Origin of the sequence: Caminibacter pacificus, assembly GCF_003752135.1 — a bacterium.
Classification (GTDB): domain Bacteria; phylum Campylobacterota; class Campylobacteria; order Campylobacterales; family Nautiliaceae; genus Caminibacter; species Caminibacter pacificus.
The window spans coordinates 46,192-71,281 of record NZ_RJVK01000004.1 but is presented as its reverse complement, the minus strand read 5'-3'; the positions used below and the strand labels follow the sequence as shown (position 1 = coordinate 71,281).

Here is a 25,090-nt window from a genome sequence, read left to right as displayed (position 1 = left end):
ATAAAGGATATTTATGCTTAATTTTTTAAAAAAATATTTACCATTTTATAAAAAACACAAATTTAAAATTATTATTGCAATCTTAGGTATGATAATAGCTTCTGCTTCAACTGCAGCAATTGCTTATCTAGTAAAACCAGTACTAGACGAAATATTTATCAAGAAAAATGAACATATGTTAATGATTCTTCCTATCGGTATTATTTTATCATATTTTTTAAAAGGTCTAGGCAACTATTTAAGTACATATTATATTGGATATGTAGGAAGAGATATTGTAAAAGAAATAAGAGAACAATTTCTAGCAAAACTTTTCACTATGGATTTAGACTTTTTCAGAAAGAATCATTCAGGAACACTTATAAGTAGAACAATAAATGATATTGATAAAATACTTTCAGCAGTAAGCACTCAAATGGCCAATCTTATAAAAAATTTTTTAAGTATAATCTTTTTAAGTGCAGTTGTTATTTACCAAAATCCTCGTCTTGCTGCTTTCTTATTAATCGTTGTACCCCTAATAGTAATTCCTGTTCAGAAAATTTCAAAAAAAGTAAAAAAAATTGCAAAAGAATCTCAAAAAAAAACTGCAACACTCACAAGACATTTAAGTGAAATATTCAAAAATATCGAAACTATAAAAGCTTATAATGCAGATACTTATGAACTTAATATTTTTAAAACAAGAAATGATGAATTTTTAAAAATAGATTTACATACTGTCAAAACAAAAGCTATGCTTATACCTATATTAGAAACCACAAGTGCTCTAATGGCAGCAATTATAATATATGTAGGGGGAAAAGAAGTAATACACGGTGAAATGACTACCGGAGCATTTTTTTCATTTTTAACCGCACTGTTTATGTTAACAGATCCAATAAGAAGACTTTCTACCACTCTTTCAAATATTCAAATTGCTATTGCAGCACAGGAAAGAATTGAAAAAATCATGAAACAAAAACCCAAAATAATAAGCGGTAAATTAAGTCTTAAAAAAATAGATACAATAGAATTTAAAGAAGTTTTTCTTAAATATGGTAAAAAAACGGCTCTTAAAAATATAAACTATAAAGCCCAAAGGCCTAAAATTGTAGGACTTGTGGGAGATAGCGGAGGAGGTAAAAGTTCTTTTGTGAGTCTTATTTTAAGATTTTATGATGTAAATAAAGGAAAACTATTAATTAATAATAAAGATATAAAAGATTACAAAATTAAAGATTTAAGAGAAAAAATTGCATATATTCCACAAAATGTTCATATCTTTAATAATACAATAGCTCATAATATCGCATACGGAAAAGAGATAGACGAAGAAAAAATAAAAGAAGCGCTAAAAAAAGCTAACCTCCTTGAATTCGTAGAATCCCTGCCGGACGGTATTTACACAAAACTTCAGGAAAACGGAAGTAATCTCAGCGGAGGGCAAAGACAGAGAATTGCAATAGCCAGAGCCTTATACACAAACCCGGATGTTTTAATTCTTGATGAAGCTACAAGCGCGCTTGATAATAAAAGCGAGGCGGTTATTATGAAAACAATTGAAAACCTGAGAGACAAACTGATTTTCATAGTAGCGCACAGACTTTCAACCGTGGAAAACGCCGATGAAATACTCGTCTTTAAAGAAGGCGAAATCGTATGCCGCGGCAAAAAAGAGGAGCTTTTAGATTCGTGCGAAGAATTTAAAAGGCTTTATAATAAAAATGTATGAGATTATTTTCATAGCCCACAACACTCATCAGGAAAAATACTTCAAAACATTAAGCGAAAACCTTCCTTTTTCCTCAAAAGTAATAAGGGCCAAGTTTTCGCTTTGCAACGCCCCCAAAATTGACCTCAGCAAAAAGTTTGAAGAATTAAACAACAAATATTCAGGTCGAAGGCTTAAGCTTTACAAAAAATACCTCCAAATAGAAAGCCGACTGATTTACTGCGAATATAAAAAAATAATCAAAAAATATAACCCCAAACTCATAGGAATCTGGAACGGAATAAAATATCCTCAGTTTATTATCAATGAATTTAACACAAAAAAAATCTATTTTGAAAACGGCTTTTTGCCAAATACCACACAAGCGGATTGCAAAGGAGTAAATGCTCTAAATTCGGTACCAAGAGATAAAAAATTTTATCAAAACTTAGAATATTACAAAAAGCCTCTGCCAAAAGAGCTAATTCCTCGCACACCCGTTAAAAAGCTTGAAGGAAATGAGCTTGATTTAAACAGAAAATACGTTTTTATTCCTCTTCAGGTAAATTATGATTCTCAAATTATCTATTTTTCTCCTTGGATAAAATCGATGCAGCAGTTTTTTGAAGTTATCAATTCAATTGCCGATAAGTTCGATTTTGATTTTATATTCAAAGCACACCCTAGCGATAGAGTAACAAATTACGAAAATTTAATAAAAAAAGCCAAAAAAAACGTTCATTTCGCCACAAACCCCACAAGCGAGCTTATTAAAAATGCAAAAGCTGTTATCACTATCAATTCAAGTGTTGGAATTGAAAGTCTGCTTTTTAATAAAAAAGTGATAACTCTTGGAGAAGCTTTTTATAATATCGAAGGAATAGTAAAACACGCCGATAATATTCAAGAGCTGACAAATATATTAAATAGTCTTGATTCATGGAAAATTGATGAAAAACTTATTAAAAATTTTCTCGGATATCTTTATTACGAATATCTGATACCAAGCTCATGGAAAAATCCGGACATTAAACACTTTGAAAAACTAAAAGATAGGATATCTCAATGCTTACGATGACGATTTTAGTAAAAAACGAAATAGACATAATAGAAAAAAATATCCGCTTTCACGCAAAAAAAGGCGTCGATAGTTTCGTGGTAATGGATAATAATTCCACCGACGGGACAAGAGAATTATTGGAAGAGCTAAAAAAAGAATTCGAAATCACTATAATTGATGAAAAAGGGACTTACAATCAAGCCAAATGGATGACAAAACTAACTCATATCGCAAGAAAAAAATATAATCCATCTTGGCTTATTCCAAACGACGCGGATGAGTTTTGGTATGCCGAAACAAACCTGAAAGAAGCCCTTAAAAACCAAAAAAAGGCTGTTTTAACGGTTGATAGATTTAATTTTTTGCTTTATGAAGGGCTAAATAATTGGTGGGAGAGTGAGATTAGAGTCGAAAATCCTATTTTTTATAGAAAAAACACTCAACTTAGCAGCGAAAACATCTCGATAATCCTTACCAAAATATCTCCTAAAGTCATTATAAAGCCAAAAGGACTTTTATGGATTAGAGGCGGAAATCATAAGGCGCTTCATCTGCTTGATTTTAGGGATTATTTCAGACATTATGATAAAATAAAAAGATTTGAAAAAATAAGAGTTTTTCACTACCCTATAAGAAGTTACGAGCAATTCAAAAAAAATATAGAAAATAGAAAAAAGCTTCTTGAAAAAGGGGCTAAAATGGGCCCTCATTACAAAAGATGGGTGAAATTACTGAGTGTTGGAAAACTTGAAGAAGAATTTTATAATAACTTGGTTTTCAAACAAAACGAAATAAACGTACTGAAAAAATACGGAATCTTAACGAATGAAAAGGCAATGAATGTTTTACAGCACATCAATCAGACTCATAAATAGACGCGCAAAAAACTACAAAAAATATCAACCTGTCGTTTATGTACCGCCTTTTTTTAAACATATCGTACCTGCTTTTGATAAAAACGCCGTTTTTTTAGGCTGGGGGTACAAAAAAAGCGGTCTTGAAGCCATGGAAATGCCAAAATGGCTTTTATTGGAAGACGGATTCATACGCTCCGTGGGCCTTGGGGTTGAAGGGTATCCCGCTTTTTCCGTGGTGGAGGATGATGCCGGAATGCATTATGACGCCAGCAAAGAAACAAGAATTGAGAGAATTTTAAAAACTTATGATTTTAAAAACAACGAAAAGCTTCTCCAAACCGCCCGTGATGCAATAGAACTTATTAAAAAATATAAAATTTCAAAATATAACCTTTCTCCTTTAATTTTACCTGAGAAGGTAAAAAAATCCAAAAAGAAAAAAGTGCTAATAATCGCCCAAACAGCAGGGGATAATTCCCTTGTATATGGTAGAGCTTACGAATTTGAACCAAAAGATATAATATTAAGCGCTCTTGAAGAAAATGAAGGTGCGGACGTGTTTGTAAAAGTCCACCCGGACGTACTAACCGGCAAAAGACAAAGCTCGATAGATATAGACCTTGCAAAAAAATATTGCAAAGTTATAACTGAAAACACAAACCCCGTAATGCTACTAGAAGAATTTGACAAAGTCTATACCCAAACATCCCAAATGGGCTTTGAAGCGGCGTTTTTGGGAAAAGAAGTGGTGACTTTCGGTATGCCTTTTTACGCCGGCTGGGGAATTACGCAAGATAAACTGACAAATGAAAGAAGACAAAGAAAACTCACTCCTCTTGAAGTGTTTGCAGCAGCATATATTCTTTATAGCAATTATTATAATCCATATGAAAAAAGAGAATGCGAAATAATCGAAACTATAGAAGAAATCAAACATCAAAGGGATAAACTACTTAAGGAATAGTTTTTGCTTTTTTTATGAAAAAGGGGTATTTTAAATGTTCGACGGCAAAAATATTTTAATCACGGGCGGAACTGGGAGTTTCGGTAAAAAATATACCGAAATTTTGCTAAAAAACTACAAACCCAACAAAATCATCATCTACAGCAGAGACGAACTTAAACAATTCGAAATGGCGCAAAAATTCAACGATAAATGTATGAGGTATTTTATCGGGGATGTTAGGGATAAAGAAAGACTCAAAAAAGCCATGGAAGATGTGGATATAGTAATCCACGCAGCAGCACTAAAACAAGTCCCGGCGGCGGAATACAACCCTATGGAAGCGGTAAAAACAAACATAAACGGAGCCGAAAATGTAATTGACGCGGCGATAGCGAACGAAGTCGAAAAAGTAATAGCTCTAAGTACCGATAAAGCGGCGGCTCCTATTAACCTCTACGGAGCTACGAAACTCGCAAGCGATAAGCTTTTTATTGCGGCGAATAACTTGGTAGGAAAAAGAAAAACGAGATTTTCAGTAGTTAGATACGGAAACGTAATCGGAAGCCGCGGAAGCGTTGTGCCGTTTTTTATGAAGCTGATAAAAGCCGGGGAAAAAGTATTGCCTATTACTCATCCGGAAATGACGAGATTTTTGATAACTCTCGAACAAGGAGTTAATTTCGTACTTAAAAATTTTGAGAGAATGCAAGGTGGAGAAATATTCGTCCCGAAAATCCCTTCTATGAAGATAGTCGATTTGGCAAAAGCCCTGTGTCCTGAGTGCGAGCTAAAAATCGTAGGAATAAGACCGGGAGAAAAACTTCACGAAGTTATGATTACAAGAGACGACAGATGCGTAGAATTCGACGACCATTACGTAATCGTACCGACTATCAATTTCAACTTCCGCGCAGACTACACCAAAAACAACTTAGGAGAAGTCGGGAAAGAAAAAGATATCGGATTTGAATATAGCTCGGGAACAAACGATTGGTGGCTAACAAAAGAAGAATTTTTAGAACTTGCAAAAGAGTTTTTATAATGGATAGTGGAAAATGGAAAATAAAAAAATAAATAAATTTATCCCATACGGCAGACAATATATCGATCAAAACGATAAAAATGCCGTTTTGGAAGTACTTGATAGCGATTTTTTAACTACGGGTCCAAAAGTCAGGGAATTTGAAAAGGCCCTTTGCGAATATACGGGTGCAAAATATGCCGTAGTTGTCAGTAACGGCACGGCTGCACTTCATATCGCTTCTCTTATTCTTTTAAATCCCGGGGATTTGGTAATTACAACTCCCAACTCATTTCTTGCAACATCAAATTCAATCCTTTACGCAGGTGCAAAACCGATATTTGTCGATATAAATCAAGACGGAAATATAAATCTTGATGAAGCAATAAAACTACTCGAAAAAAATCCTAAAATAAAAGCCGTATATCCGGTACATTTTAGCGGCAATCCGGTCGATATGGAAAAACTTAAATTCATAAGAGAAAATTTCAACGTAAAAATCTTAGAAGACGCCGCGCATGCAATAGGTGCCGTGTATGACGAAGGGAAAATCGGCAACTGCAAATACAGCGATATTACGATATTCTCTTTTCATCCGGTAAAACATATCACAACGGCCGAGGGCGGAGCTATTTTGACAAATGACGAAGAAATTTACAAAAAAGCCCAAATTTTAAGAAACCACGGAATGGTAAAAGAAAACTTCATCAATAAAGATATGGCTTATGACAAAAAAGGCAATGTCAATCCATGGTATTATGAAATGCAAATGCTGGGCTACAACTACAGAATAACCGATATCCAATGTGCTCTTGGAATTTCTCAGCTAAAAAAGCTCGATAGTTTCATCCAAAAAAGACACGAAATAGCAAAAAAATACGACAAAGCCTTTGAAAATTCGAAAATAAAACCTCTCTATACTTTTAATAAAAACAGCGCTTATCACTTATACGTAGTAAGAGTCGATTTTAGCAAACTAAACATCACAAAAGCTGAGCTTTTTTATAAAATGAGAGAAGCGCAAATCGGTCTTCAGCTGCATTACATTCCGATAAACAAACAGCCTTACTATCAAAACTTAGGCTATGGAAATGAGAATCTGCCGAATATGTATAAATATTATGAAGAAGCTTTTTCGCTGCCGATGTATCCGGCTTTGAATGAAAAAGAACAAGAATACGTCATAGAAAAGCTTTTTGATATAATAAAATAAAAAGGCTTTTGATGAATAAAGAAATCATTGAAAAATTAAGAGAATTAAAGCCTGTTTTAAAGGAAAAATTCGGTATTGAGGAATTTGCGGTATTCGGCAGTATGGCAAGGGATGACTATAAAGAAAGCAGCGATATAGATATTGCAATTATAAAAGCAAGAAAAAAAGACTATTTCAAAATGATCGATACAAAATATTTCTTAGAAGAAAAATTGAATAAAAAAATCGATATGGGCTATTACGACTCCATACGACCTATTATTCGTAAAAGAATTGAAAAGGATTTGATTTATGTCTGAAATAGATAGAATAAAAGAAATGATAGAAGAAAATAAAAATTTAGATTTCGTAAAAAAAGCTTTGGATAAAATACAATGAACCTATGCATTATTCCGGCACGCGGCGGCAGCAAAAGAATCCCCAAAAAAAACATAAAACTCTTCCACGGCAAACCGCTTATAGCCTACAGCATAGAAAAAGCCAAAAACTCGAAACTTTTTGAAAAAATTGTAGTCTCGACTGATAGCGAAGAAATAGCGGATGTAGCTAAAAAATACGGGGCCGAAGTACTCTACAGACCAAAAAAGCTTGCCGATGATTTTTCTACGAGTATGGAGGTTTTCGAACACGCAATAAAAGAACTTAACAAAAACGGCGAATACAAATACGCCTGTATGATATATGCCACTGCCCCGCTTCTTGATATTAAATACCTCAAAACCGGACTTGAAAAACTAAAAAATTCCGATTCTTGCTTTTCGTTTAGCGCTACGACGTATGACTTTCCTATTTGGAGAGGATTTGAGATTGAAAATCAAAAGGCAAAAATGCTATGGCCCCAATACCTCAACACAAGAAGTCAAGATTTAAAAGAAGTCTATCACGACGCCGCTCAGTTTTATTGGAAAAAACTAAGTTGCCAAGAAAAATTCACTTTTGACGGAAATATCCCGATACTTATTCCGAGATACTTGGTCCAAGACATCGACACGATTGAAGATTTTATAAGAGCCGAGCTTATTTTTAAGGCGCTGAATGACTCTGATAAGAGTTGATTTTTCAAGCGATATAGGGCTTGGGCACTTAAAAAGAGCTACCCTTTTTAGTGAAAAGTTAAAATTAAAAAATGAAAAGATTGTTATTATTTGTAAAGAGTGCGAACAAAAACAGACCGATTTGCCTATTATCCAAATCAAAGACGAAAACGAATTTTTTGAAATAGTTAAAAAACTACACCCCGACAAAGTAATCATAGATAATTACGACTTCACTTACGAAGAAGAAAAAAAATTCAAAAACCTTTTCCCTGATATCAAGCTTATCTGTTTTGACGATACGTATAAAAAACACTGCTGCGATGAAATAATCAACGTAAACCCGGCCGCAAAAAGAGAAAAATACCCTAAAAACGTAAAAGTAACAATCCTAAAAAAGCCTCTTGTAGGTGAAAATTTTAAAAAAGCTAAAAAAAGACATTTTAAAAGAAAAGGCATTTTTATAAGTTTCGGAGGTACGGATGCAAAAGAGATGAGCTTGAAAGTGCTAAACATCCTAAAAAAACATAAACTCAAAACACCTATCCACCTCTACACCACAAGCGCAAATAAAAACCTAAAAAAAATAAAAAAATTTTGCTTTTTAAACAGATGGTGTCATCTTCATATTAACGAAGACGTGGCACTCGCAATGGCAAAAAATGAATTTGGCATAATTACACCAAGCACTATAGCCCTTGAAGCTATGTATATGAAACTGCCTTTTATTGCCGTACAAATAGCCGACAATCAAAAAGAAATAGCAAAATACCTAAAACAAAAACGCATAAAGGTTTTAAGTGAAAGAGAAATCAAAAAAGTGTTTGATATAATTCGCAAAAAAGGCTATTGAGTGCTTGAAAACAGAAAAATAATAACCTATTATCTCGATTTTTTAATTCAATCGTCTCTAACATCGATTAAATTTCAAAAAAACCAAGGACATATAGATAAAAACTCCCTAAACGACATAAATTACTTTTTAATTAATTACGGAGAAAAAGACAAAAAAACATTTAAAGACAACCTCTGTATTTTAATAAATCATCTCGAAAAACTTGAAAAGAAAGATAAATACAAAATCGTTTTTTTTCCGTTTGTAAACGAATTTATTGAAGTTTCAAAAACAAGAGAAGATAAAATTTACTCCGCTCCCATTTACTTTTCTTTCGATATCGACAAAAAATTTCAAAAATTACTATTCGATTTAAAAAATTTTTCCATAAATTTTAAATCCAAGATTTTCGATTCGTTGTTTGATAATGCGGAGTTGTTTTTTAATAATTACTACGCTTCAAGTAAAATATTCGCTATAAACCATGAAGATTTAGATAATTTAAAAAAAGAGTTAAACGACGAGGAATTCGAAAAAAGATATCCCAAAAAAGACAAAGAATTTTTTTTCAGCGTCCTAAAAAAATATGCCGAAAGCTCAAATCTATACGTAAAAAAAAGCGATTCGTTATATCAATTTATTAAAAATTTTAACGAAGCATTGGCAAGTAAAATTAATAAAAACGAAAACTTAAATACTTTAATTCAAAACGAAGTTTTTTCTTTAATAGCCGTCGTAAACACGGAAGCTCTAATCCAAAGCGATTTAATAACCTTAGGATTGATAAACGCTTATAAATCTTCTATTATTCCTTATTTCGAAAACATTTCACCAAACGACAAATTAAACAGAATCTTATATTTTCATCCGAAAAGATATTTTGAAAAAGTTGATATTGAAACAAGCCCGAAAAACACTCTAAACATCACCGAAGAAAAATTAAAAGACCTTCAAAAATCGCATTTCGGCTCTTTCAGCTCTAAATTCGCTTTAACTCTCTCGCAACGGCTCGCACTTTCGGCATACCTCTCAGCACTTGACATTATTCCCGTAAACGGACCTCCAGGGACCGGTAAAACGGCTCTTTTAAGAGGTATTTTTGCCGATTATATAGTCAAAAACGCATTAAAAGCCAAAATTTCATACGATAAAGTAAAAAACGACCCTTATTCCTTAATCGACACCGGTATGCCTATTTTAGGCACTTCCAGCGTTCGACAGGCGATAAACAACATTATAGAAGGAATCTCTGGAGGTTTCGAAGAAGCCGACAAACTCGATAACCCTCTTTTTAAAAGATGGCTAAAACTCCCTCAATACGACGCGGATAAAAAAATAGATTTAATTAACAATTATTGCGTAGTCCCTCAAATAAGAAACAGCGAAAACAAATACGAAAACGGGGTGTTATTCACGGGAATTGATAATATTTTCGAATATTTAGAAAATATCAATCCCGAAGAATTGGAAGAGGATTTTGTAGAGTTTTTCGAAAAAAGTTTTGAAAAATCATATGAATTAAACGAAATTATAGAGTTTTTATCTCAAAAAATAATTCAAAACATCTCGGTTATAAACCGAACGATAGAAAATTCAGAAAATTTAATAAAAACTTACGAAAAGTTAGATACAAGCGTAAGATTTGAAACCTTTTTTTATTCTTTGCACCTTTTGGAAGCGTTTTTTATTCAAAACCTCAAAAAAATCAATAGACCAAAAATTTCAAACTGCCCTATTTGCGGAGGAAACATCATAAACGAAGAAAAATATTTTAAATGCAGTAAATGCGATTTTACAATTAAAAAAAATAACAAAATTAAAGTTTCAACAATCGAAGATTTGACTGATTTATTAAACGAGACACTAAAACAAAACGAAACTACATACGGACTCAAAAAAAACGGAAAATTTTTTGAAATAGTGGAAAAACCGCAATTATCAAATATACAAAGGCTTTTCGTAATCACTCCTTTATTTCCGATGCTAACGGTAACCATGCACTCTTTATACGGAGCGTTTAAAGAAAAAAAAGAAAACGGCTATGTATTAAACGAATCGTTTTTCGATTTGGTATTATCCGACGAATCCGGAATGATATTGGCACCCGTAGCTCTTCCCGCACTCTTTAGCGCAAAGAAAATGGTGATAGTAGGAGACGAAAAACAGATAGAGCCGGTATATCCTTTTGATGAAATAGTGGATAAATCCATAATCAAAAACAGACTCGAAAATATTGACTACGACGAATTCAAAAAAAATCACAGCGCTATTGCTACCAATTTTTTAAAACTCGCAAACAGGTCGGTATGGTTTGAGAGTTTTGATATTAAACCTTACGAAAAAAACGCGTTATGGCTAAAAGAACATTTCAGATGTAAAGACGAAATTATTGAATATTGCAACGAAATCGTTTACAAAGGCATTTTAATACCAAAAGTTAGGTCATTTAACCCGAAACTTTATTTAGACGGAAAATATCCTTCAATGAAAATAATCAACGTAGATTCGGAAGTTAAAAACAACTCCTCAAAAAAAGAAGCCGAAGCCATTGTTTCGTTTTTAACTCAAAATATTGAAAAACTGACAAAACTTTACAACGAATACAAAAACGAAAATTTAACTCCCGACCAGTTTTACAGACATATCGGAATTGTAACGCCTTTTAACAATCAAAAAAGAACTATCAAAAAATACCTAAAAGACGCCGGCAGATACAATCTTCAAAAAATTCTCGTCGGAACGGTGCACGCTTTTCAGGGAAGCGAGAGGGAAATAATACTCTTTTCTCCGGCGATCGATAAAAATTTTACTGGAGAGCATTTCACCAACCAAGACGACGGAAATATGATGAACGTGGCGGTATCAAGAGCCAAAAGCGCATTTTGGGTTTTCGGAAACAAAAACGGAATGAAAAACGCCGGAATTTATACGAAAACCCTTGTGGAATACATAGAAAAAAACTTTAGCTGTGAAATAGCTCAGTGTCCTTTGTGCGGGGGATGTATTATCGAAGATGAAAAATGTTTCAAATGCGAAAACTATCACTGGAGTCCAAAAACAAAACAAACGCAAGGTTGCAGGTTTATTATATGGAAAGAAAACAAAACCACCGCTTCAAAAATCGATAAAGAAACACTTTTGAAACTTTTAACGGAAGAAATCGAAATAAACGGGAAAAATTTTTATTTTGATAAAAACGAAAAATATTTTATAAAAGAAAAAACAAAAACATGCCCTAAATGCGGAGGAAAATTGATATTAAAAACGGGCAGATTCGGAAAATTTTACGGATGTGAAAATTTCCCGAAATGTAAATATACGGAAAGTGCAAATGAAATATAAAAAATTCCAAGATTTATCTTTAGAAGAAAAAAAAGAGGTTTTAAGCTGGAGAAATCATCCGGAAATTAGAAAATGGATGTATAATAAAGAAGAAATTCCACTTGAAAACCATTTGAAGTTTATAGAAAGCTTAAAAAATAAACCTAACAAAATCTACTTGAAAGTAGATGACTTGGGGGTTGTAAATTTTGAGCTTTTCAAAGATTACGTCGATATCGGAATACATAAAAATCCGAATAAACAAAAAGTCGGCAAAAGATTAATGGAATTTGCGATAAATTACGCTTTTAACGAGTTAAAAGCAAAAAAAATAATTCTTTACGTCTTTGAAGATAACGTTAAAGCTATAAACCTTTATAAAAAATTCGGATTTATCCAAACGGATAAAAAAGACGACCTCATCAAAATGGAGCTGAAAAATGAAAATAGGAAACCATGACACTCAAAAAAAAGTATTCATAATAGCCGAATTATCCGCAAACCATAGCGGCGATATTCAAGTAGCAAAAGATACTATTTCCGCCGCAAAAGAGGCGGGAGCGGACGCTATTAAGCTTCAAACTTACACGGCGGATTGGATGACGATTGAGTGTAAAAAAGAGGATTTTATCATTAAAGGTGGAACGCTTTGGGACGGAAGTAGCCTGTATGAGCTATATAAAAATGCCGCTATGCCGCTTGAATGGCACGAAGAGCTTTTTGAATATGCAAGAAACCTCGGACTTGAAATTTTCAGCTCTCCATTTAGCAAAGAAGCAGTCGATTTTCTTGAAAAATTCAACCCTCCGGCATATAAAATCGCTTCTTTTGAAATAACGGATTACGAACTTATAGATTATACGGCAAGCAAAGGAAAACCTGTAATTATTTCTACAGGAATAGCCACTTTACAAGAAATTCAAGACGTCGTAGATATATGCAAAAAAAGAGGCGTTGAAACGGCCCTTCTTAAATGTACATCGGCATATCCGGCACCGAGAAGCGAAGTAAATTTAAAAACTATCCCGGCATTAAAAGAGATATTTAAAACAGAAGTAGGATTTTCAGACCATACTTTAGGTATTTCAGCGCCGGTAGCGGCTGTGGCTATGGGAGCGAGAATAATTGAAAAACATTTTATTTTGGACAAATCGATAGATAGCCCGGATAAAGATTTCAGCCTAACACCTGAGGAATTCAAAGAAATGGTAAAAGCAGTTAGAGAAACGGAAGAGATGATAGGTGAGATTAACTTCAAACCAAAAAGTGGAAGGCAGTTTGCAAGAAGCTTGTATGTGGTAAAAGACATCAAAAAAGGAGAACCTTTTACACGTGAAAACGTAAAAGCGATACGCCCGGGATTCGGACTTCATCCGAAATACTTGCCAGAGATTCTCGGCAAAAAAGCGTGCCGCGATTTGGAAAAAGGCGATAGACTTAGATGGGAGGACATAGGTGAGTAAAACCAAAGGCAATTTTATATTTGCTGTTTTGTTTACTCTCTTTTTACTTCTGCCGGATTTCATTGCAAATTTTTGGTGGAAAAATTATTATATTTTTACTTCAAAAAACACTATCAAAGAAATAATAATTACATTTGTTATAGCTTTTATCATCTCTTTTTTACCAAAAAAACAAAAGATTTTTTGGGGACTTTTTTTTATTGCTCTTAGTTTCGTTCAAATAGGCTATTACGGATATTTCAGAACTTATATGCCTCCATACCAACTTGATTTGCTTTTTAGCGAATATAAAGACATCATCGATTCGTTAAAATCAATTGTTTTTTTAGTAATTTTTCTTATCTTCGCGCTTATAGGCATATTGTTTATATTGAATTTTTTTCATCATAAAACAAAACCCAAAACTCATAAATACACTTCATTGATTTTAATAACTCTTTTGATAATTTTTCCATTTATTATGGCAAAGAAAAAAGCCGTATATATGCCAAACGCTACGCATTTTAGCTATTTAAACACACTTTTTGCAATTGATTTATGGATAATAGATAATCTCTCACCTCAAAAAACCCATAAATTCAAACCTTATACAGTAAAAAAAATAAACGGAGGAAAACCGATTGTAATTATGATAATGGGAGAGAGTCTTAATTTTAAAAGAATGCACTTCTACGGCTGGGACGTAAACGACACGCCGAACTTCGACAAACTCGCAAAAACGGATAAAAATTTTGAATTTGCAAAAGCAATCAGCGGGGGAATTAATACGCCTGTAAGCGTCGTTACGTTTTTTAACGTAAAAAGAGAGCCTCAAAATATCGGCCTTTTACTATCTCAAAAAACAAACCTTTTAAAACTTGCCAAACAAAACGGTTATAAAACTTATTGGCTAAGTATGCAAGAAGAAGGCACATCGATTTCTTCTCTTTTGAATTATGCGGATATTAAAAAAACAAGAAAAGATTTCAAAGAAAAATATGACGACGCGCTGATAAAAGAGTTAAAAAAAATACCTTTTAACAACAAAACTTTCATAGTACTACACCTAAGAGCCGACCACTCCCCATACGAAGAATATACCCCTAAATCTTTTTATAAATGGCCCTTTAATTATGAAAACTATCATAAATACAAAATATACAGTTACTACGACAGCGTTTTGTACGTGGATTATATCATCTCAAGCATAATTAATTATATGAAAGCTCATCATAAAAATTTCATAATCTACTTCACTTCCGACCACGCGGAAATGTTAGGATTTCCTGACGAACACGGCAAATACGGACACTCTCAACTCGTTTTTGGAGATACCTATGTACCTTTTATATATTACAGCGACGCCTTTCACAAAAAATTAAGTAAAAAATATTATAATCACTATTTAATTTCTAAAATGCTTGCAAAAGATTTGGGATACGAAATCACCAATCCCAACGATAACGGAACTTATTTTGTAAACGGTGTAAAAATAGACGGAAGCGCAGGATTTTTACATTATAAATTTAAAAACCAAAAAATAATTAAACTCAAGGACAAGGATTGAAAAAATTACTACCGAATATAATCTTTATGCTAATAACGACCGCTATTTTAATAGCTCCGGATTTTATAACGAATCTGTTTTTTCACGGGTATTATGATTTTACGTGGTACAGATTCAGCCGTGAATTTTTCGCAACTCTTGGGATTACTTTTATTTTAAGCTTTACTCCGAGATGGTTTTTAACAAGCGTTTTATCGCTTTTTGTACTTTTTGCGTTTATAAGTATCGCTCATTTCGCATATTTTCACACATATCTAATGCCTTATGAAATCGGAATTTTAGGCAATAGCGACGATTTAAAAGATGTAATTTATTCTATTTCGGATATTTTGCCTTTAACGATATTTTTATTGATTTTATGGGGAGGGCTTAGCTTTTTTATTTACTATTTGGATAAAAAACTAAAACCTCTGAAATTCCCAAAACCCTCAACCGCATTTTTCATACTTTTATTAATAGTTTATCCTTATTTTATTCACAAAAAACCGAATATTTATCTTGCTAATTTTACTCATTTTTCTTATTTCAACACCCTAAACACCCTTTATTTAGCCTTTTTGGATACCTTTAGAAAAAAACCTCATCACAATTACAAACCTTATGTCGTAAAAAAAGTTGACGGCGGAAAACCGATAGTTATAATGATTATGGGTGAGAGTCTCAATTTTAGACGTATGCACCTCTACGGCTGGGACGTAAACGACACGCCGAATCTCGACAAACTCGCAAAAACGGATAAAAATTTCGAATTCAAACCGGCTATCAGCTGCTCGGTGAGAACGATTTGTTCGGTTACGACGTTTTTTTACAATAAAAGAGAACCCGACAATATGAAACTTCTCCTAAATAACAAAACCAACATTATGAAACTTGCAGACGAAAACGGATACGACACATATTGGCTTAGCATGCAAAGCGACGTTAGTTTGATGTCAAAAGTGATGAATTTCGCAAAACATAAAAAATTCGAATGGCAATTTAAAAGAAAATACGACGACTCCTTGGTAAAAGCACTTGAAAAAATCCCGTTTGATAAAAAAACTTTCGTAGTATTGCACCTAAAAGCCGTCCACTCTCCTTATAACAAATACGTCCCTTCTAAATTTTACAAATTCAGCGGAAGAAGAGGTGATTATTACAACGGCGTCCTTTACAACGACTATGTAATTTCAAGCGTAATAAACTATATGAAAACTCATCATAAAAATTTCGTAATCTACTTCACCTCAGACCATGGAGAAATGTTAGGATTTCCTGACGAACACGGCAAATACGGACACTCTCAACTCGTTTGGGGAGATACGTTCGTGCCGTTTTTGTACTACAGCGACAAATACCACAAAAACCTAAACAAAAAATTTTACAACCACTATGAAATTTCAAAAATGCTAACAAAAGATTTGGGATATGAGATTATCAATCCTAATGAAGACGGCACATATTACGTAAACGGGGTACAAATAGACGGAAGTGCCGGCTGGATGCACTATAAATTCAAAAATTGCCAAAACCCACTAAAAAATCCTGAAAATTGTGTAAAATTAATCAAAAAGGTCAGATATTGAAAAAAAAATATAATCTTTTTAAAAACGCAAGTTACGCATTACAAGGAATCTTGACACTTCTTAAAGAAAGAGCCTTTCAGCTTGAGCTTTTGTTTATTATTCCTCTTTTGGCGCTTCTTTTTTTTCTTGATTTAAGCGCTCTACAAAAATCGATAATGGCAGCGAGTTTGATTTTTATTTTAATTACGGAGGCTCTAAATACCGCAGTAGAATATACCGTAGATTTGGTAACTGATGAGTGGCATGAATTTGCTAAAAGGGCAAAAGACACGGCAAGCGCGGCTGTCTTTTTCAGCCTCGTTCAGGCTGCTGTAATATGGGGAATAAACTTATTCCTTTCTTAACACCTTATCGCTTATAAAATCGCCTAATTTGCTTGATTTAAACTCTTTAAATTTTTCTCTATTCTTATCAAACCACTCTACAAAATCGCTTTTCCCGTCATAAAGCTCAAAAACCCTTTTTATCTTCCCCGCTTTGCTCCATGGCAAATACAAATATTTCAGTCTAAGCTCCTTATCAATAGCCCATTTTTTATCGCGCCCGTTTAAAATATGCCACAAAACCGCTACGAATCCAGTCCTATCCGCTCCCGCTTTACAATGAAAAAGAATAGGTTTTTTTGCTGTTTTTAGGATATGAATCAACTTTTCAAGTTCATGTTTTTTGATTCTCTCGGGAGAGCGGGAAAGAAGTGCCACCGTATAATACTCAACCCCCATCTCCTCACAAATCTCTTTTTCTCTTTTATAAAGATAGTTTTTGTTGTTACCTCTTAGGTTTATGATAGTTTTTATGCCGTATTTTTTTATTATTTTTTTGAGTCTCCAAGGAGTGAGTTGCGCGCTTCTATAAACTCCCTCGTCCACCTCGTGAAAATTAAACCAAAAAAGATTTAAAATATTGTGCTCTTCGGTTATTACTTTCAAAAACTCACGCAAGATTTTCTAACCTTTTTATTAGTTTTAGAGGCGTAAGAGCGTAATTAGGCTCATAGTTACCGGCGATAGAGTGCGCAAGGCTTGCGTGAATCGTAGCTTTTAAAGGATGCCACCCTTGCGCCAACAAAGAACCTATCATCCCTGAGAGCACATCTCCGCTTCCGCCTTTTGCAAGCGCTACACTGCCGTTAGGATCGATATGAAGATTTCCTTTGTAAGCGATTATCTTATTCGCTCCTTTTAAAAGCAAAACTATTTTAGGATATTTTTTACTAAATTCTTCAGCCAAGTAAAATCTGTTTTTTTGTACGTCGCTTGGAGAATATTCACCCATCCCCACTACCTTCAAAAGCGCCGCAAATTCTTTAGGGTGAGGAGTTAAGACTATATTTTCCTTACTTAAAAAATCTCTTATTTCGCTTCTATAAAACATATCCGCATCAATAACCATAGGAATGTCAAGTTTTAAAATCTCTTCCATTTCATCGTCAAAATGATTATCAAGCCCCATACCAAACGCCAAAGCGCTAAAACCTTGAATATGATGAGAGTGCATAATTTCATAAGGGATATTGATTTTATCGTCATGACTTACGACACTAACAAGCCCCGCTCCGAAATTAAAAGCCGCCATAGCCGCCATAATCCCGGCACCCGGCTTTTCGCCTACAAGCACACCCAAATGTCCGTAAGTTCTTTTGTGAGCGTTTTGTTTATCTCTTAGAGGAAGTATCAAATCTTCTTTTTCCCAAACGTGATAATGAGTAGGACCTTTGTATTTATTAAAACTAACTCCCAAATCGGCTCTTATTATTTCTCCTACGTAATCTTTTGCCGCGTCACTATACAAGCTTAGCTTCTCAGCTCCCATAGTTACCGTAATGTCGGCTTTAAAAGCTACGGGTCTTAAATTTCCGTTATCGTCTATTCCGGTAGGAATGTCGCATGCAATTTTAAACGCTTTTGCTTTATTCATTTTGCGAATGAGACCTGCTATCTCATCGCTCAAATCTCTTTTTAGCCCGCTGCCGAACAAAGCATCCACGATAACATCGCCGCTTTCGCAATTCTCTTTTACTTTTCCTCCCACCGCTTCAAATCTCTCAAGCTGCAATTTACACATCTGAGATTTAGCCCCAAGCGGCAAATAGAGATTAACGATATAATCCCCATGCAAAATTCTTGCAAGCGTAACTCCGTCAGCTCCGTTGTTTCCCGGACCTGCGACAATATTTATTTTGCTGAATTTCGGAAATCTTTTATAAATTTCAAGCGCCATTGAATATGCGGCGTGTTCCATTAAAATATCTTCGGTCAAATTAAACTTCTCGTAACATTTTTTATCAAGAGAATAGACCTCTTTAAAAACCGGATTCATACTCTCCTCCTAAAACTCAGAGCCTTAAAAATATCTTCTTTTATAATTTTATCTCTTTTTCGGGTATTTGCGATAGTTTTTGCAAGTTTTAGGGTGTTAAATTCGCTTCTTTTGCTAAGAGAAAAGTTTTTTATCGCTTTTTGTATTATATCATATGCCTCGTTTTCCATTTCAAACTTATGATTCTCTTCAAGATTCGCGTTAAATTTACCTTTTTGCATCTCAAAAGCTATCAAAATCTTCTCGAACATATCTTTACTCGAAATTGTCTCTTCGCTATCGTCTTCAATCATTTGATGATAAATTTCTATCCTATCATATAGAGGCTCGGAAATTCTGTTTTTATAGCGCCTAATCTCAAGCTCGTTGCACCTGCACTCTTTATGCAAACTCAATAGATTCCCGCAAGGACAAGGATTCATAGCCGCCGCAAATAAAATATCGGTTTCGTATTCCACTTTCGAATTTACACGGCTGATTAAAACTTTTTTATCTTGAAGCGGAAGTCTTAAGTTTTCAAGTACGTCTTTTTGAAAATGAGGAAGCTCGTCAAAAAACAAAATCCCTTTATTCGCAAAAGCAATCTCCCCGACCTTAGCACCCCTACTTCCGCCACCGAAAATCGCGGCTCTTGTAGATGAGTAGTGCGGATTTCTAAAAGGCCTGTGAGGTTTGAATTCGACATCATTACCCTCTATCGCATTTATTTTCTCAACTTCAAGTATCTCATCAAGACTCATAGGAGGCATAATATACCTAAGTCTGCTAATAATCATCGATTTTCCAACCCCGGGAGACCCTTCGAACAAAATATTATGAAATCCGGCCGCGGAATATAAAGCCGCTTCTTTTGCTTTTTCTTGTCCTAAAACATCACTGAAATCAAGCCTGAAACTATCGTCGTAATAGTATTTTTCGCCGTCTATTTTAAGATAAGAATAACTCAAAGAAGATTTTTCTATTTTTTGAGGCTCGAATTTTTCAAATTCGCTTAAATGAGAAAAAGCGAATATCTCAACTCCCGGTATTTTACTTACCTTTTTCGCACTTTCAAGAGGAATAATAACTTTTTTGGGTCTGAGAGAAAGAATAAGAGGAAAAATAGAAGTCGTATCTTTAAGCCTCCCGTCAAGCCCGAGCTCTCCGAGTACCAAAAAGTCCTCAAAATCAAACTCTTTATTATGATACAAAATGCTTAACGCTATGGGTAAATCGAAATGGCTACCTTCTTTCCTTAGGTCGCTCGGACTTAGAGAAATAGTGATTTTTAAAGGGGGAAATTCAAAATCGTTATTTAAAAGTGCGGATTTTACCCTCTCTTTCGCTTCTTGAATCGACTGGCTTCCAAGCCCTACAATAGAAAATCCGGGCAAAGCTCTTATAAAAGAGCTCTCGACTTCTACTTTCTTAGCAATAAATCCGTCAAGTGTGGCAGAGTTTATTTTTTTCGTTTTTGTTTCTGTTTTAATAGCTTTTTCCACTCTTTTTCAAATTTTTTACGTCTGATATAATCGAGCCTCTCGATAAACAAATGCCCGTCAAGATGATCCGTTTCATGTTGAAATGCCACACTCAAAAGCCCCTCGGCGTCCATAATATGCTCTTTTCCGTATCTATCGAAAAATTTGACTTTAACTTTTTTGTATCTTTCCACCTCGTCATAATACTCAGGTACGCTCAAGCACCCTTCGGTATCTTTTTGAGTGCCTTCCCACTCCAAAAATTCCGGATTAATCACCTCGATTAACGTATCTTTGCTCTGTTTTCCCTCTTCATCTCCAAGGTCGATTATCAAAGCTCTTCTTGGTACCGCCACTTGAATAGCGGCAAGCCCTACACCGCCTTCTTTTAACATCGTTTCATACATATCGTCAAGAAGTTTATGAAGTTCTTCATCAAATCTTTCTACCGGTTTTGAAACCTCTTTTAATATTTTATTCGGATAGGTTACGATATCTAAAACAGCCATTATTCTCCTTCATAAACTTTATATAGCATTCCCTCTTCTTCAGCCTCTCTCATTACATTTATCGCATTTTCGACGTACTCTTTCGCGTCTTTTTTGTCTTTTATCTCAACAACCCCCCCGACGATTTGAATCTCTACTTCTTCTCCTTCAAAAAACACTGAAGCCGTAGAAATCATATCAGATAATCTCTCAATTGTTTTTGAAGCTCCGATTCTATCGGTATTTTTCAAAAGCATAGCAAAAATACCCTCGCCTAAATGAGCCACCGTATCCGTTCTTCTTGAAGTTTTCAAAATAATCTTCGAAACGCTTCTATTAGCAAGGATTATATTTTTCTCATTTTTTAGTTGTCTTAATATTTCGTCTTTAATCTTAATAGTCACGACAGAGCTTACATGTGAGAATTTATCGATAAGTTTAATCTCTTTTTGGACTATTTTTAAGAAATATTTTTTGTTATAAACTCCGTATCTTTGATCGAACATCGAATTGCTCTCTATCTCTTTTAAAACTTCGATGTTTTTGGAATATAACTTTTTGACTTCGTTAAGTTCCAAATCAAGCTTTTTATTTATCGCCTCAAGCTTAGCTTCGAATTGTTTTAGAGTTTTTTCAAGAGCTTTTGGAGAAGCGATAAAAGAGATTTCATCGGCATATTTGTTTAAAAGCTCTTTTATCGTATTTGCATTTTTGTATATCATAGCGGTGCGTTGTAATAGCTCTTTTGAGTATTTAAAAGAGAGTTTGAGTTTTCTTTCGAGTTCGAAATCTTTTTCGTTTTCGTTACTCTCTTCTACCGCTATCATTTCATAAATATGCTTTCTGAAATTAATGTCTTCATCATCAAGCATATTAAAAAAATAGATTCTGTAATAATAAGGAAGCGGAGGCACACCCTCCTCGATTAGTTTATCGAAGACTTTTTTAGCAAATTTCTCAAGAGGAGAGACGGCCTCGTTTAAGTCTCTTGCTTCAATGGATGAAAATTTACTATCTTTCTCTGTCATTAACCTTCTCTTTTTTTAAGAACCTTATCGATTAGTCCGTATTTCATAGCTTCTTCAGCACTCATAAAGAAGTCTCTTTCGGTGTCTTTTTCTATTTTTCTGACACTTTGGCCTGTATTTTCGGCTAAGATTTTGTTTAGTTCTTTTTTCATTCTCAAAATCTCTTTTGCATGAATCTCGATATCCGTCGCCTGACCTTGAGCTCCTCCAAGAGGCTGATGAATCATAATTCTTGCGTGAGGAAGCGCAAATCTTTTGCCTTTAGCTCCGCTACTTAGCAAAAACGCTCCCATACTCGCCGCTTGACCCATACATATCGTCACAACGTCGGGTTTAATGTAGTTCATAGTATCGTAAATAGCAAAACCGCTTGTTACGACACCTCCCGGTGAATTAATATAAAGATAGATATCTTTTTCCGGATTTTCTGCTTCCAAAAACAAAAGCTGAGCCACAATCAAACTCGCCGTGTGGTCGTTGATTTCGCCTTGGAGCATTACGATTCTGTCTTTTAAAAGACGAGAGTAGATATCATAAGCTCTCTCGCCTCTTCCCGTTTTTTCTATAACGGTAGGTATTAATAAACTCATTATTCTCCCTTAATTTTATCCTCTAAAAGTTTATTTAGAAGTTTTTCTTCAACCATATTCATTTTCATAACAGGAATAAGGTTGTTTTCTTGTAAATATTTTACCATATCTTGAGGGTTTTGTCCTTGCATTAACGCTTCATAATAAACCACTTGCATTAGCTCGTCGTCACTAACGCTTACGTTTTCTTTTTGAGCGATTGCGTCGATTAGGAATGTAAGTTTTACTCTCTCTTTTGCTTCTTCTTTGAATTTTTCTCTGAATTCTTTTAGTTTTTCAGGGTTTTCTTGAAGTTCTTTAAGCTCTGCCGGGCTTAATTTTTGAGCTTCGTTATTTACGATAACGTCGATTTCTCTCTCAACAATAGATTCAGGTAAATCGATATCGTATTTTTCTACTAAACACTCAACTATTTTCTCTTTTAGAGGTTGGAAAACTTCCGCTTTTTTTCTTTGTAGGATAGAATCTTTAATGAATTTTTTAAGAGTTTCTAAGTTTGCATTTTCGTCGTTCATATATTTTTTTGCAAGTTCGTCGTTGATTTCTGCCGGAACTTTTTCTTGAATTTCTTGAAGAGTTACTTCAAATTCCGCTTCTTTTCCTGCGATTTCTTTCGCTCCGTAGTTTTCAGGGAATTTTACTTTGATTTTTCTTGTTTCTCCTACTTTCATTCCCACAAGTTGCTCTTCGAACCCTTCGATAAAGCTTTTGCTTCCGATTTCAAGAGGATAGTTTTCAGCACTTCCGTTTTCCATAGGTTTTCCGTCAATGTAACCTTTGAAGTCGATTACCGCAATATCACCTTCTTCAAGAGTATCTTTTTGAGAAACTTTATTCTCAGCCATAGATTCCGCTATTTTTTTAAGCTCTTCTTCAACTTCTTCATCACTAACTTCCGGTAATTCCACTTCCGGTACGCACTCTTTATACTCATCACCGATATTTAATTCAGGCTTAGTGTATACTTTAATCTCAATTTCGATTCCGTCTTCTTTTCTATCGAATTTAGTAACTTCAGGCTCACCGATAATTTCCGCAGTTCCTAATTGTTTGATACCTTCATCAAGAAGTTCTTTTACCGCTTCTGAAATAGCTTCTTGCTCGATATCGGCAGCATACATTTTTTTGACTACTTTTACCGGAACTTTTCCGGGTCTGAATCCTTGAATTTTCGCTTTTTTAGCAATCTCTTTTGCGATTTTGTCTTTTTTAGCTTCAAGAGTTTCGTTGTCGATCTTTCCTGTAACTATCGCGTTTGCAGAGTCAATTTTTTTTGCTTCAACCATTAAAATCCCTTTTTTTAATGGGTATAATACCATAAAAGTAAATAAAACTCAAAAGAAGGAATATGAGCCTAAAATCAATAAAAGAGAAACTAAAACAAAAGCCTCTAAGCAAACCTTTCGGTTATATAAAAAACATAAACGCAACAAACTTAATAGCCCACGGCTTAAACCCGAGTGTGGGAGATATCGTAAAAATAGTTTCTCAAAACCACGAAGTTTTAGGAATGGTTACCGCTCTTAGAGAAAAAGAGTTCGTAGTCACTCCTTTTAGTTTTCTTGAAGGCCTGAAAATCGGAGACAAAGTCTATATCGACGAAGAAGGAATGCAAATTCCGGTGGGTGAGGCTCTTTTAGGACGGGTGGTCGATCCTTTTATGAGACCGGTGGACGGTCTTGGGGAGATAAAATTCGAGACTAAATATCCGATTATGAAAAAACCGATATCCCCTCTTCAAAGAGGAGTAATAGATACTCCCTTCCCGACGGGAGTCAAAGCGATAGACGGACTTTTGACCTGCGGAGTCGGCCAAAAACTCGGAATTTTTGCAGGAAGCGGCGTTGGGAAATCGACGCTTATGAGTATGATAGTAAAAGGCAGCAAAGCCGATATTAAAGTCATAGCGCTTATCGGCGAGAGGGGTAGAGAAATTCCGGAATTTATAGAGCATAACTTGGGTGGAGATTTAACAAACACCGTCATAATCGTAGCAACCAGCGACGATAGCGCACTAATGAGAAAATACGGAGCTTTTAGCGCCATGGCGGTAGCGGAATATTTCAAAGACAAAAACAAAGACGTTTTGTTTTTGATGGATAGCGTTACGCGTTTTGCGATGGCTCAAAGAGAAATAGGTCTTGCCATGGGCGAGCCCCCTACTTCAAAAGGTTACCCGCCAAGCTCCATTATGCTTTTGCCTCAACTCATGGAAAGAGCCGGAAAAGAGAAAGGAAAAGGCGCTATTACCGCATTTTTTACCGTGCTGGTAGAAGGAGACGACACCTCCGCAGACCCGATAGCCGACCAAGCGAGAAGTATTCTTGACGGACATATTATTCTTGATAGAGAACTAACGGATTACGGTATATACCCTCCTATAAACATCCTAAAATCGGCAAGCAGGGTTATGAGCAACGTCGTAGATGACACGCATCTTCAAAAAGCTCAAAAATTCAAACGTTTATATGCTCTTTTGAAAGAAAACGAAGTGCTTATTCGAATAGGCGCTTATCAAAAAGGCGTCGACCCTGAGCTTGATGAAGCTATAAACAAAAAAGAAGCGATGGAAAATTTCCTCAAACAATCGCCAAAAGAGCTCTTTTCTTTTGATGAAATACGCCAAATGTTATATAATCTTGTTTAAAAAA

Annotated in this window: 23 protein-coding genes; 16 read left to right on the top strand and 7 right to left on the bottom strand. The window is 34.7% G+C overall.

Annotated elements, in window-relative coordinates:
* The first annotated feature begins 13 nt into the window (after positions 1-13).
* The 15 genes from EDC58_RS07915 to EDC58_RS07845 all read left to right on the top strand — a co-directional run bounded on the left by EDC58_RS07915 (position 14) and on the right by EDC58_RS07845 (position 16,898).
* The gene (locus EDC58_RS07915) at positions 14-1,714 is read left to right on the top strand and encodes an ABC transporter ATP-binding protein (RefSeq protein ID WP_123352976.1); all 1,701 of its coding nucleotides are present in this window, start codon (positions 14-16) and stop codon (positions 1,712-1,714) included.
* Complete coding sequence (locus EDC58_RS07910) at positions 1,707-2,771, top strand: capsular polysaccharide export protein, LipB/KpsS family (protein ID WP_123352975.1); 1,065 nt, start codon at positions 1,707-1,709, stop codon at positions 2,769-2,771. Before EDC58_RS07915 ends, EDC58_RS07910 begins: the two co-directional genes overlap by 8 nt.
* Positions 2,759-3,628 carry a glycosyltransferase family 2 protein gene (locus EDC58_RS07905; protein WP_123352974.1) on the top strand — a complete coding sequence of 290 codons (870 nt, stop codon included), beginning with the start codon at positions 2,759-2,761 and terminating at the stop codon, positions 3,626-3,628. The genes EDC58_RS07910 and EDC58_RS07905 overlap by 13 nt, the downstream gene beginning before the upstream one ends.
* Positions 3,594-4,574, top strand: coding sequence for a capsular polysaccharide export protein, LipB/KpsS family (locus tag EDC58_RS07900; RefSeq protein WP_123352973.1), 981 nt, complete (start codon positions 3,594-3,596; stop codon positions 4,572-4,574). Before EDC58_RS07905 ends, EDC58_RS07900 begins: the two co-directional genes overlap by 35 nt.
* A 34-nt stretch (positions 4,575-4,608) precedes the next feature.
* Positions 4,609-5,598: a UDP-N-acetylglucosamine 4,6-dehydratase (inverting) gene (gene pseB, locus EDC58_RS07895; RefSeq protein WP_123352972.1), complete on the top strand. Its 990-nt coding sequence runs from the start codon at positions 4,609-4,611 to the stop codon at positions 5,596-5,598.
* A gap of 13 nt (positions 5,599-5,611) precedes the next feature.
* A complete protein-coding gene (pseC, locus tag EDC58_RS07890) occupies positions 5,612-6,790 on the top strand; it encodes a UDP-4-amino-4,6-dideoxy-N-acetyl-beta-L-altrosamine transaminase (protein ID WP_123352971.1) in 1,179 nt (392 codons plus the stop codon).
* A gap of 11 nt (positions 6,791-6,801) precedes the next feature.
* Complete coding sequence (locus EDC58_RS07885; RefSeq protein ID WP_211325242.1) at positions 6,802-7,089, top strand: nucleotidyltransferase family protein; 288 nt, start codon at positions 6,802-6,804, stop codon at positions 7,087-7,089.
* Positions 7,090-7,164: 75 nt separating this feature from the next.
* The gene (gene pseF, locus EDC58_RS07880; RefSeq protein ID WP_123352969.1) at positions 7,165-7,845 is read left to right on the top strand and encodes a pseudaminic acid cytidylyltransferase; all 681 of its coding nucleotides are present in this window, start codon (positions 7,165-7,167) and stop codon (positions 7,843-7,845) included.
* A complete protein-coding gene (locus EDC58_RS07875) occupies positions 7,826-8,677 on the top strand; it encodes a UDP-2,4-diacetamido-2,4,6-trideoxy-beta-L-altropyranose hydrolase (RefSeq protein ID WP_123352968.1) in 852 nt (283 codons plus the stop codon). Before pseF ends, EDC58_RS07875 begins: the two co-directional genes overlap by 20 nt.
* On the top strand, positions 8,678-12,001 hold the full coding sequence (locus tag EDC58_RS10155) for an AAA domain-containing protein (protein WP_123352967.1): 3,324 nt from the start codon (positions 8,678-8,680) through the stop codon (positions 11,999-12,001). It begins immediately after the preceding gene.
* Positions 11,991-12,440 (top strand): UDP-4-amino-4,6-dideoxy-N-acetyl-beta-L-altrosamine N-acetyltransferase, encoded by a 450-nt coding sequence (pseH, locus tag EDC58_RS07865; RefSeq protein WP_123352966.1) that lies wholly within the window; start codon positions 11,991-11,993, stop codon positions 12,438-12,440. The genes EDC58_RS10155 and pseH overlap by 11 nt, the downstream gene beginning before the upstream one ends.
* On the top strand, positions 12,421-13,443 hold the full coding sequence (gene pseI, locus EDC58_RS07860; protein WP_123352965.1) for a pseudaminic acid synthase: 1,023 nt from the start codon (positions 12,421-12,423) through the stop codon (positions 13,441-13,443). The genes pseH and pseI overlap by 20 nt, the downstream gene beginning before the upstream one ends.
* Positions 13,436-14,989: a sulfatase-like hydrolase/transferase gene (locus tag EDC58_RS07855; RefSeq protein WP_123352964.1), complete on the top strand. Its 1,554-nt coding sequence runs from the start codon at positions 13,436-13,438 to the stop codon at positions 14,987-14,989. Before pseI ends, EDC58_RS07855 begins: the two co-directional genes overlap by 8 nt.
* Positions 14,986-16,554, top strand: a complete 1,569-nt coding sequence (locus tag EDC58_RS07850) for a sulfatase-like hydrolase/transferase (RefSeq protein WP_123352963.1) — start codon at positions 14,986-14,988, stop codon at positions 16,552-16,554. Before EDC58_RS07855 ends, EDC58_RS07850 begins: the two co-directional genes overlap by 4 nt.
* Positions 16,551-16,898, top strand: a complete 348-nt coding sequence (locus EDC58_RS07845; protein WP_123352962.1) for a diacylglycerol kinase — start codon at positions 16,551-16,553, stop codon at positions 16,896-16,898. The genes EDC58_RS07850 and EDC58_RS07845 overlap by 4 nt, the downstream gene beginning before the upstream one ends.
* Here EDC58_RS07845 and EDC58_RS07840 read toward each other — a convergent pair.
* Genes EDC58_RS07840 through tig form a run of 7 tightly spaced genes read right to left on the bottom strand, consistent with a single transcriptional unit; the run spans position 16,884 to position 23,725 of the window.
* Positions 16,884-17,495 (bottom strand): tyrosine-protein phosphatase, encoded by a 612-nt coding sequence (locus EDC58_RS07840; protein ID WP_211325241.1) that lies wholly within the window; start codon positions 17,493-17,495, stop codon positions 16,884-16,886. The genes EDC58_RS07845 and EDC58_RS07840 overlap by 15 nt on opposite strands.
* A complete protein-coding gene (locus tag EDC58_RS07835) occupies positions 17,488-18,873 on the bottom strand; it encodes an NAD(P)H-hydrate dehydratase (RefSeq protein ID WP_123352960.1) in 1,386 nt (461 codons plus the stop codon). Before EDC58_RS07835 ends, EDC58_RS07840 begins: the two co-directional genes overlap by 8 nt.
* Positions 18,870-20,354: a YifB family Mg chelatase-like AAA ATPase gene (locus tag EDC58_RS07830; RefSeq protein WP_123352959.1), complete on the bottom strand. Its 1,485-nt coding sequence runs from the start codon at positions 20,352-20,354 to the stop codon at positions 18,870-18,872. The genes EDC58_RS07835 and EDC58_RS07830 overlap by 4 nt, the downstream gene beginning before the upstream one ends.
* Positions 20,312-20,842 carry a peptide deformylase gene (gene def, locus EDC58_RS07825; protein ID WP_123353079.1) on the bottom strand — a complete coding sequence of 177 codons (531 nt, stop codon included), beginning with the start codon at positions 20,840-20,842 and terminating at the stop codon, positions 20,312-20,314. Before def ends, EDC58_RS07830 begins: the two co-directional genes overlap by 43 nt.
* On the bottom strand, positions 20,842-21,849 hold the full coding sequence (locus EDC58_RS07820) for a GGDEF domain-containing protein (protein WP_123352958.1): 1,008 nt from the start codon (positions 21,847-21,849) through the stop codon (positions 20,842-20,844). Before EDC58_RS07820 ends, def begins: the two co-directional genes overlap by 1 nt.
* A complete protein-coding gene (gene clpP / locus EDC58_RS07815) occupies positions 21,849-22,439 on the bottom strand; it encodes an ATP-dependent Clp endopeptidase proteolytic subunit ClpP (protein WP_123352957.1) in 591 nt (196 codons plus the stop codon). The genes EDC58_RS07820 and clpP overlap by 1 nt, the downstream gene beginning before the upstream one ends.
* Positions 22,439-23,725, bottom strand: a complete 1,287-nt coding sequence (gene tig, locus EDC58_RS07810; RefSeq protein WP_123352956.1) for a trigger factor — start codon at positions 23,723-23,725, stop codon at positions 22,439-22,441. The genes clpP and tig overlap by 1 nt, the downstream gene beginning before the upstream one ends.
* A gap of 62 nt (positions 23,726-23,787) precedes the next feature.
* On the opposite strand from tig, the gene fliI reads away from it, so the two are divergent.
* On the top strand, positions 23,788-25,086 hold the full coding sequence (gene fliI / locus EDC58_RS07805) for a flagellar protein export ATPase FliI (protein ID WP_123352955.1): 1,299 nt from the start codon (positions 23,788-23,790) through the stop codon (positions 25,084-25,086).
* Positions 25,087-25,090 lie beyond the last annotated feature (4 nt).

Excerpts from the sequence above, each read along its gene's own strand:
- fliI (WP_123352955.1), top strand. The coding sequence starts at position 23,788 with ATGAGCCTAAAATCAATAAAAGAGAAACTAAAACAAAAGCCTCTAAGC.
- EDC58_RS07915 (WP_123352976.1), top strand. The coding sequence starts at position 14 with ATGCTTAATTTTTTAAAAAAATATTTACCATTTTATAAAAAACACAAA.
- pseB (WP_123352972.1), top strand. The coding sequence starts at position 4,609 with ATGTTCGACGGCAAAAATATTTTAATCACGGGCGGAACTGGGAGTTTC.
- EDC58_RS07910 (WP_123352975.1), top strand. The coding sequence starts at position 1,707 with ATGTATGAGATTATTTTCATAGCCCACAACACTCATCAGGAAAAATAC.
- pseH (WP_123352966.1), top strand. The coding sequence starts at position 11,991 with ATGAAATATAAAAAATTCCAAGATTTATCTTTAGAAGAAAAAAAAGAG.
- EDC58_RS07820 (WP_123352958.1), bottom strand. The coding sequence starts at position 21,849 with ATGACAGAGAAAGATAGTAAATTTTCATCCATTGAAGCAAGAGACTTA.
- pseC (WP_123352971.1), top strand. The coding sequence starts at position 5,612 with ATGGAAAATAAAAAAATAAATAAATTTATCCCATACGGCAGACAATAT.
- EDC58_RS07835 (WP_123352960.1), bottom strand. The coding sequence starts at position 18,873 with ATGAATCCGGTTTTTAAAGAGGTCTATTCTCTTGATAAAAAATGTTAC.
- tig (WP_123352956.1), bottom strand. The coding sequence starts at position 23,725 with ATGGTTGAAGCAAAAAAAATTGACTCTGCAAACGCGATAGTTACAGGA.
- pseI (WP_123352965.1), top strand. The coding sequence starts at position 12,421 with ATGAAAATAGGAAACCATGACACTCAAAAAAAAGTATTCATAATAGCC.
- EDC58_RS07905 (WP_123352974.1), top strand. The coding sequence starts at position 2,759 with ATGCTTACGATGACGATTTTAGTAAAAAACGAAATAGACATAATAGAA.
- EDC58_RS07885 (WP_211325242.1), top strand. The coding sequence starts at position 6,802 with ATGAATAAAGAAATCATTGAAAAATTAAGAGAATTAAAGCCTGTTTTA.
- def (WP_123353079.1), bottom strand. The coding sequence starts at position 20,842 with ATGGCTGTTTTAGATATCGTAACCTATCCGAATAAAATATTAAAAGAG.
- EDC58_RS07900 (WP_123352973.1), top strand. The coding sequence starts at position 3,594 with ATGTTTTACAGCACATCAATCAGACTCATAAATAGACGCGCAAAAAAC.
- clpP (WP_123352957.1), bottom strand. The coding sequence starts at position 22,439 with ATGAGTTTATTAATACCTACCGTTATAGAAAAAACGGGAAGAGGCGAG.
- pseF (WP_123352969.1), top strand. The coding sequence starts at position 7,165 with ATGAACCTATGCATTATTCCGGCACGCGGCGGCAGCAAAAGAATCCCC.
- EDC58_RS07875 (WP_123352968.1), top strand. The coding sequence starts at position 7,826 with ATGACTCTGATAAGAGTTGATTTTTCAAGCGATATAGGGCTTGGGCAC.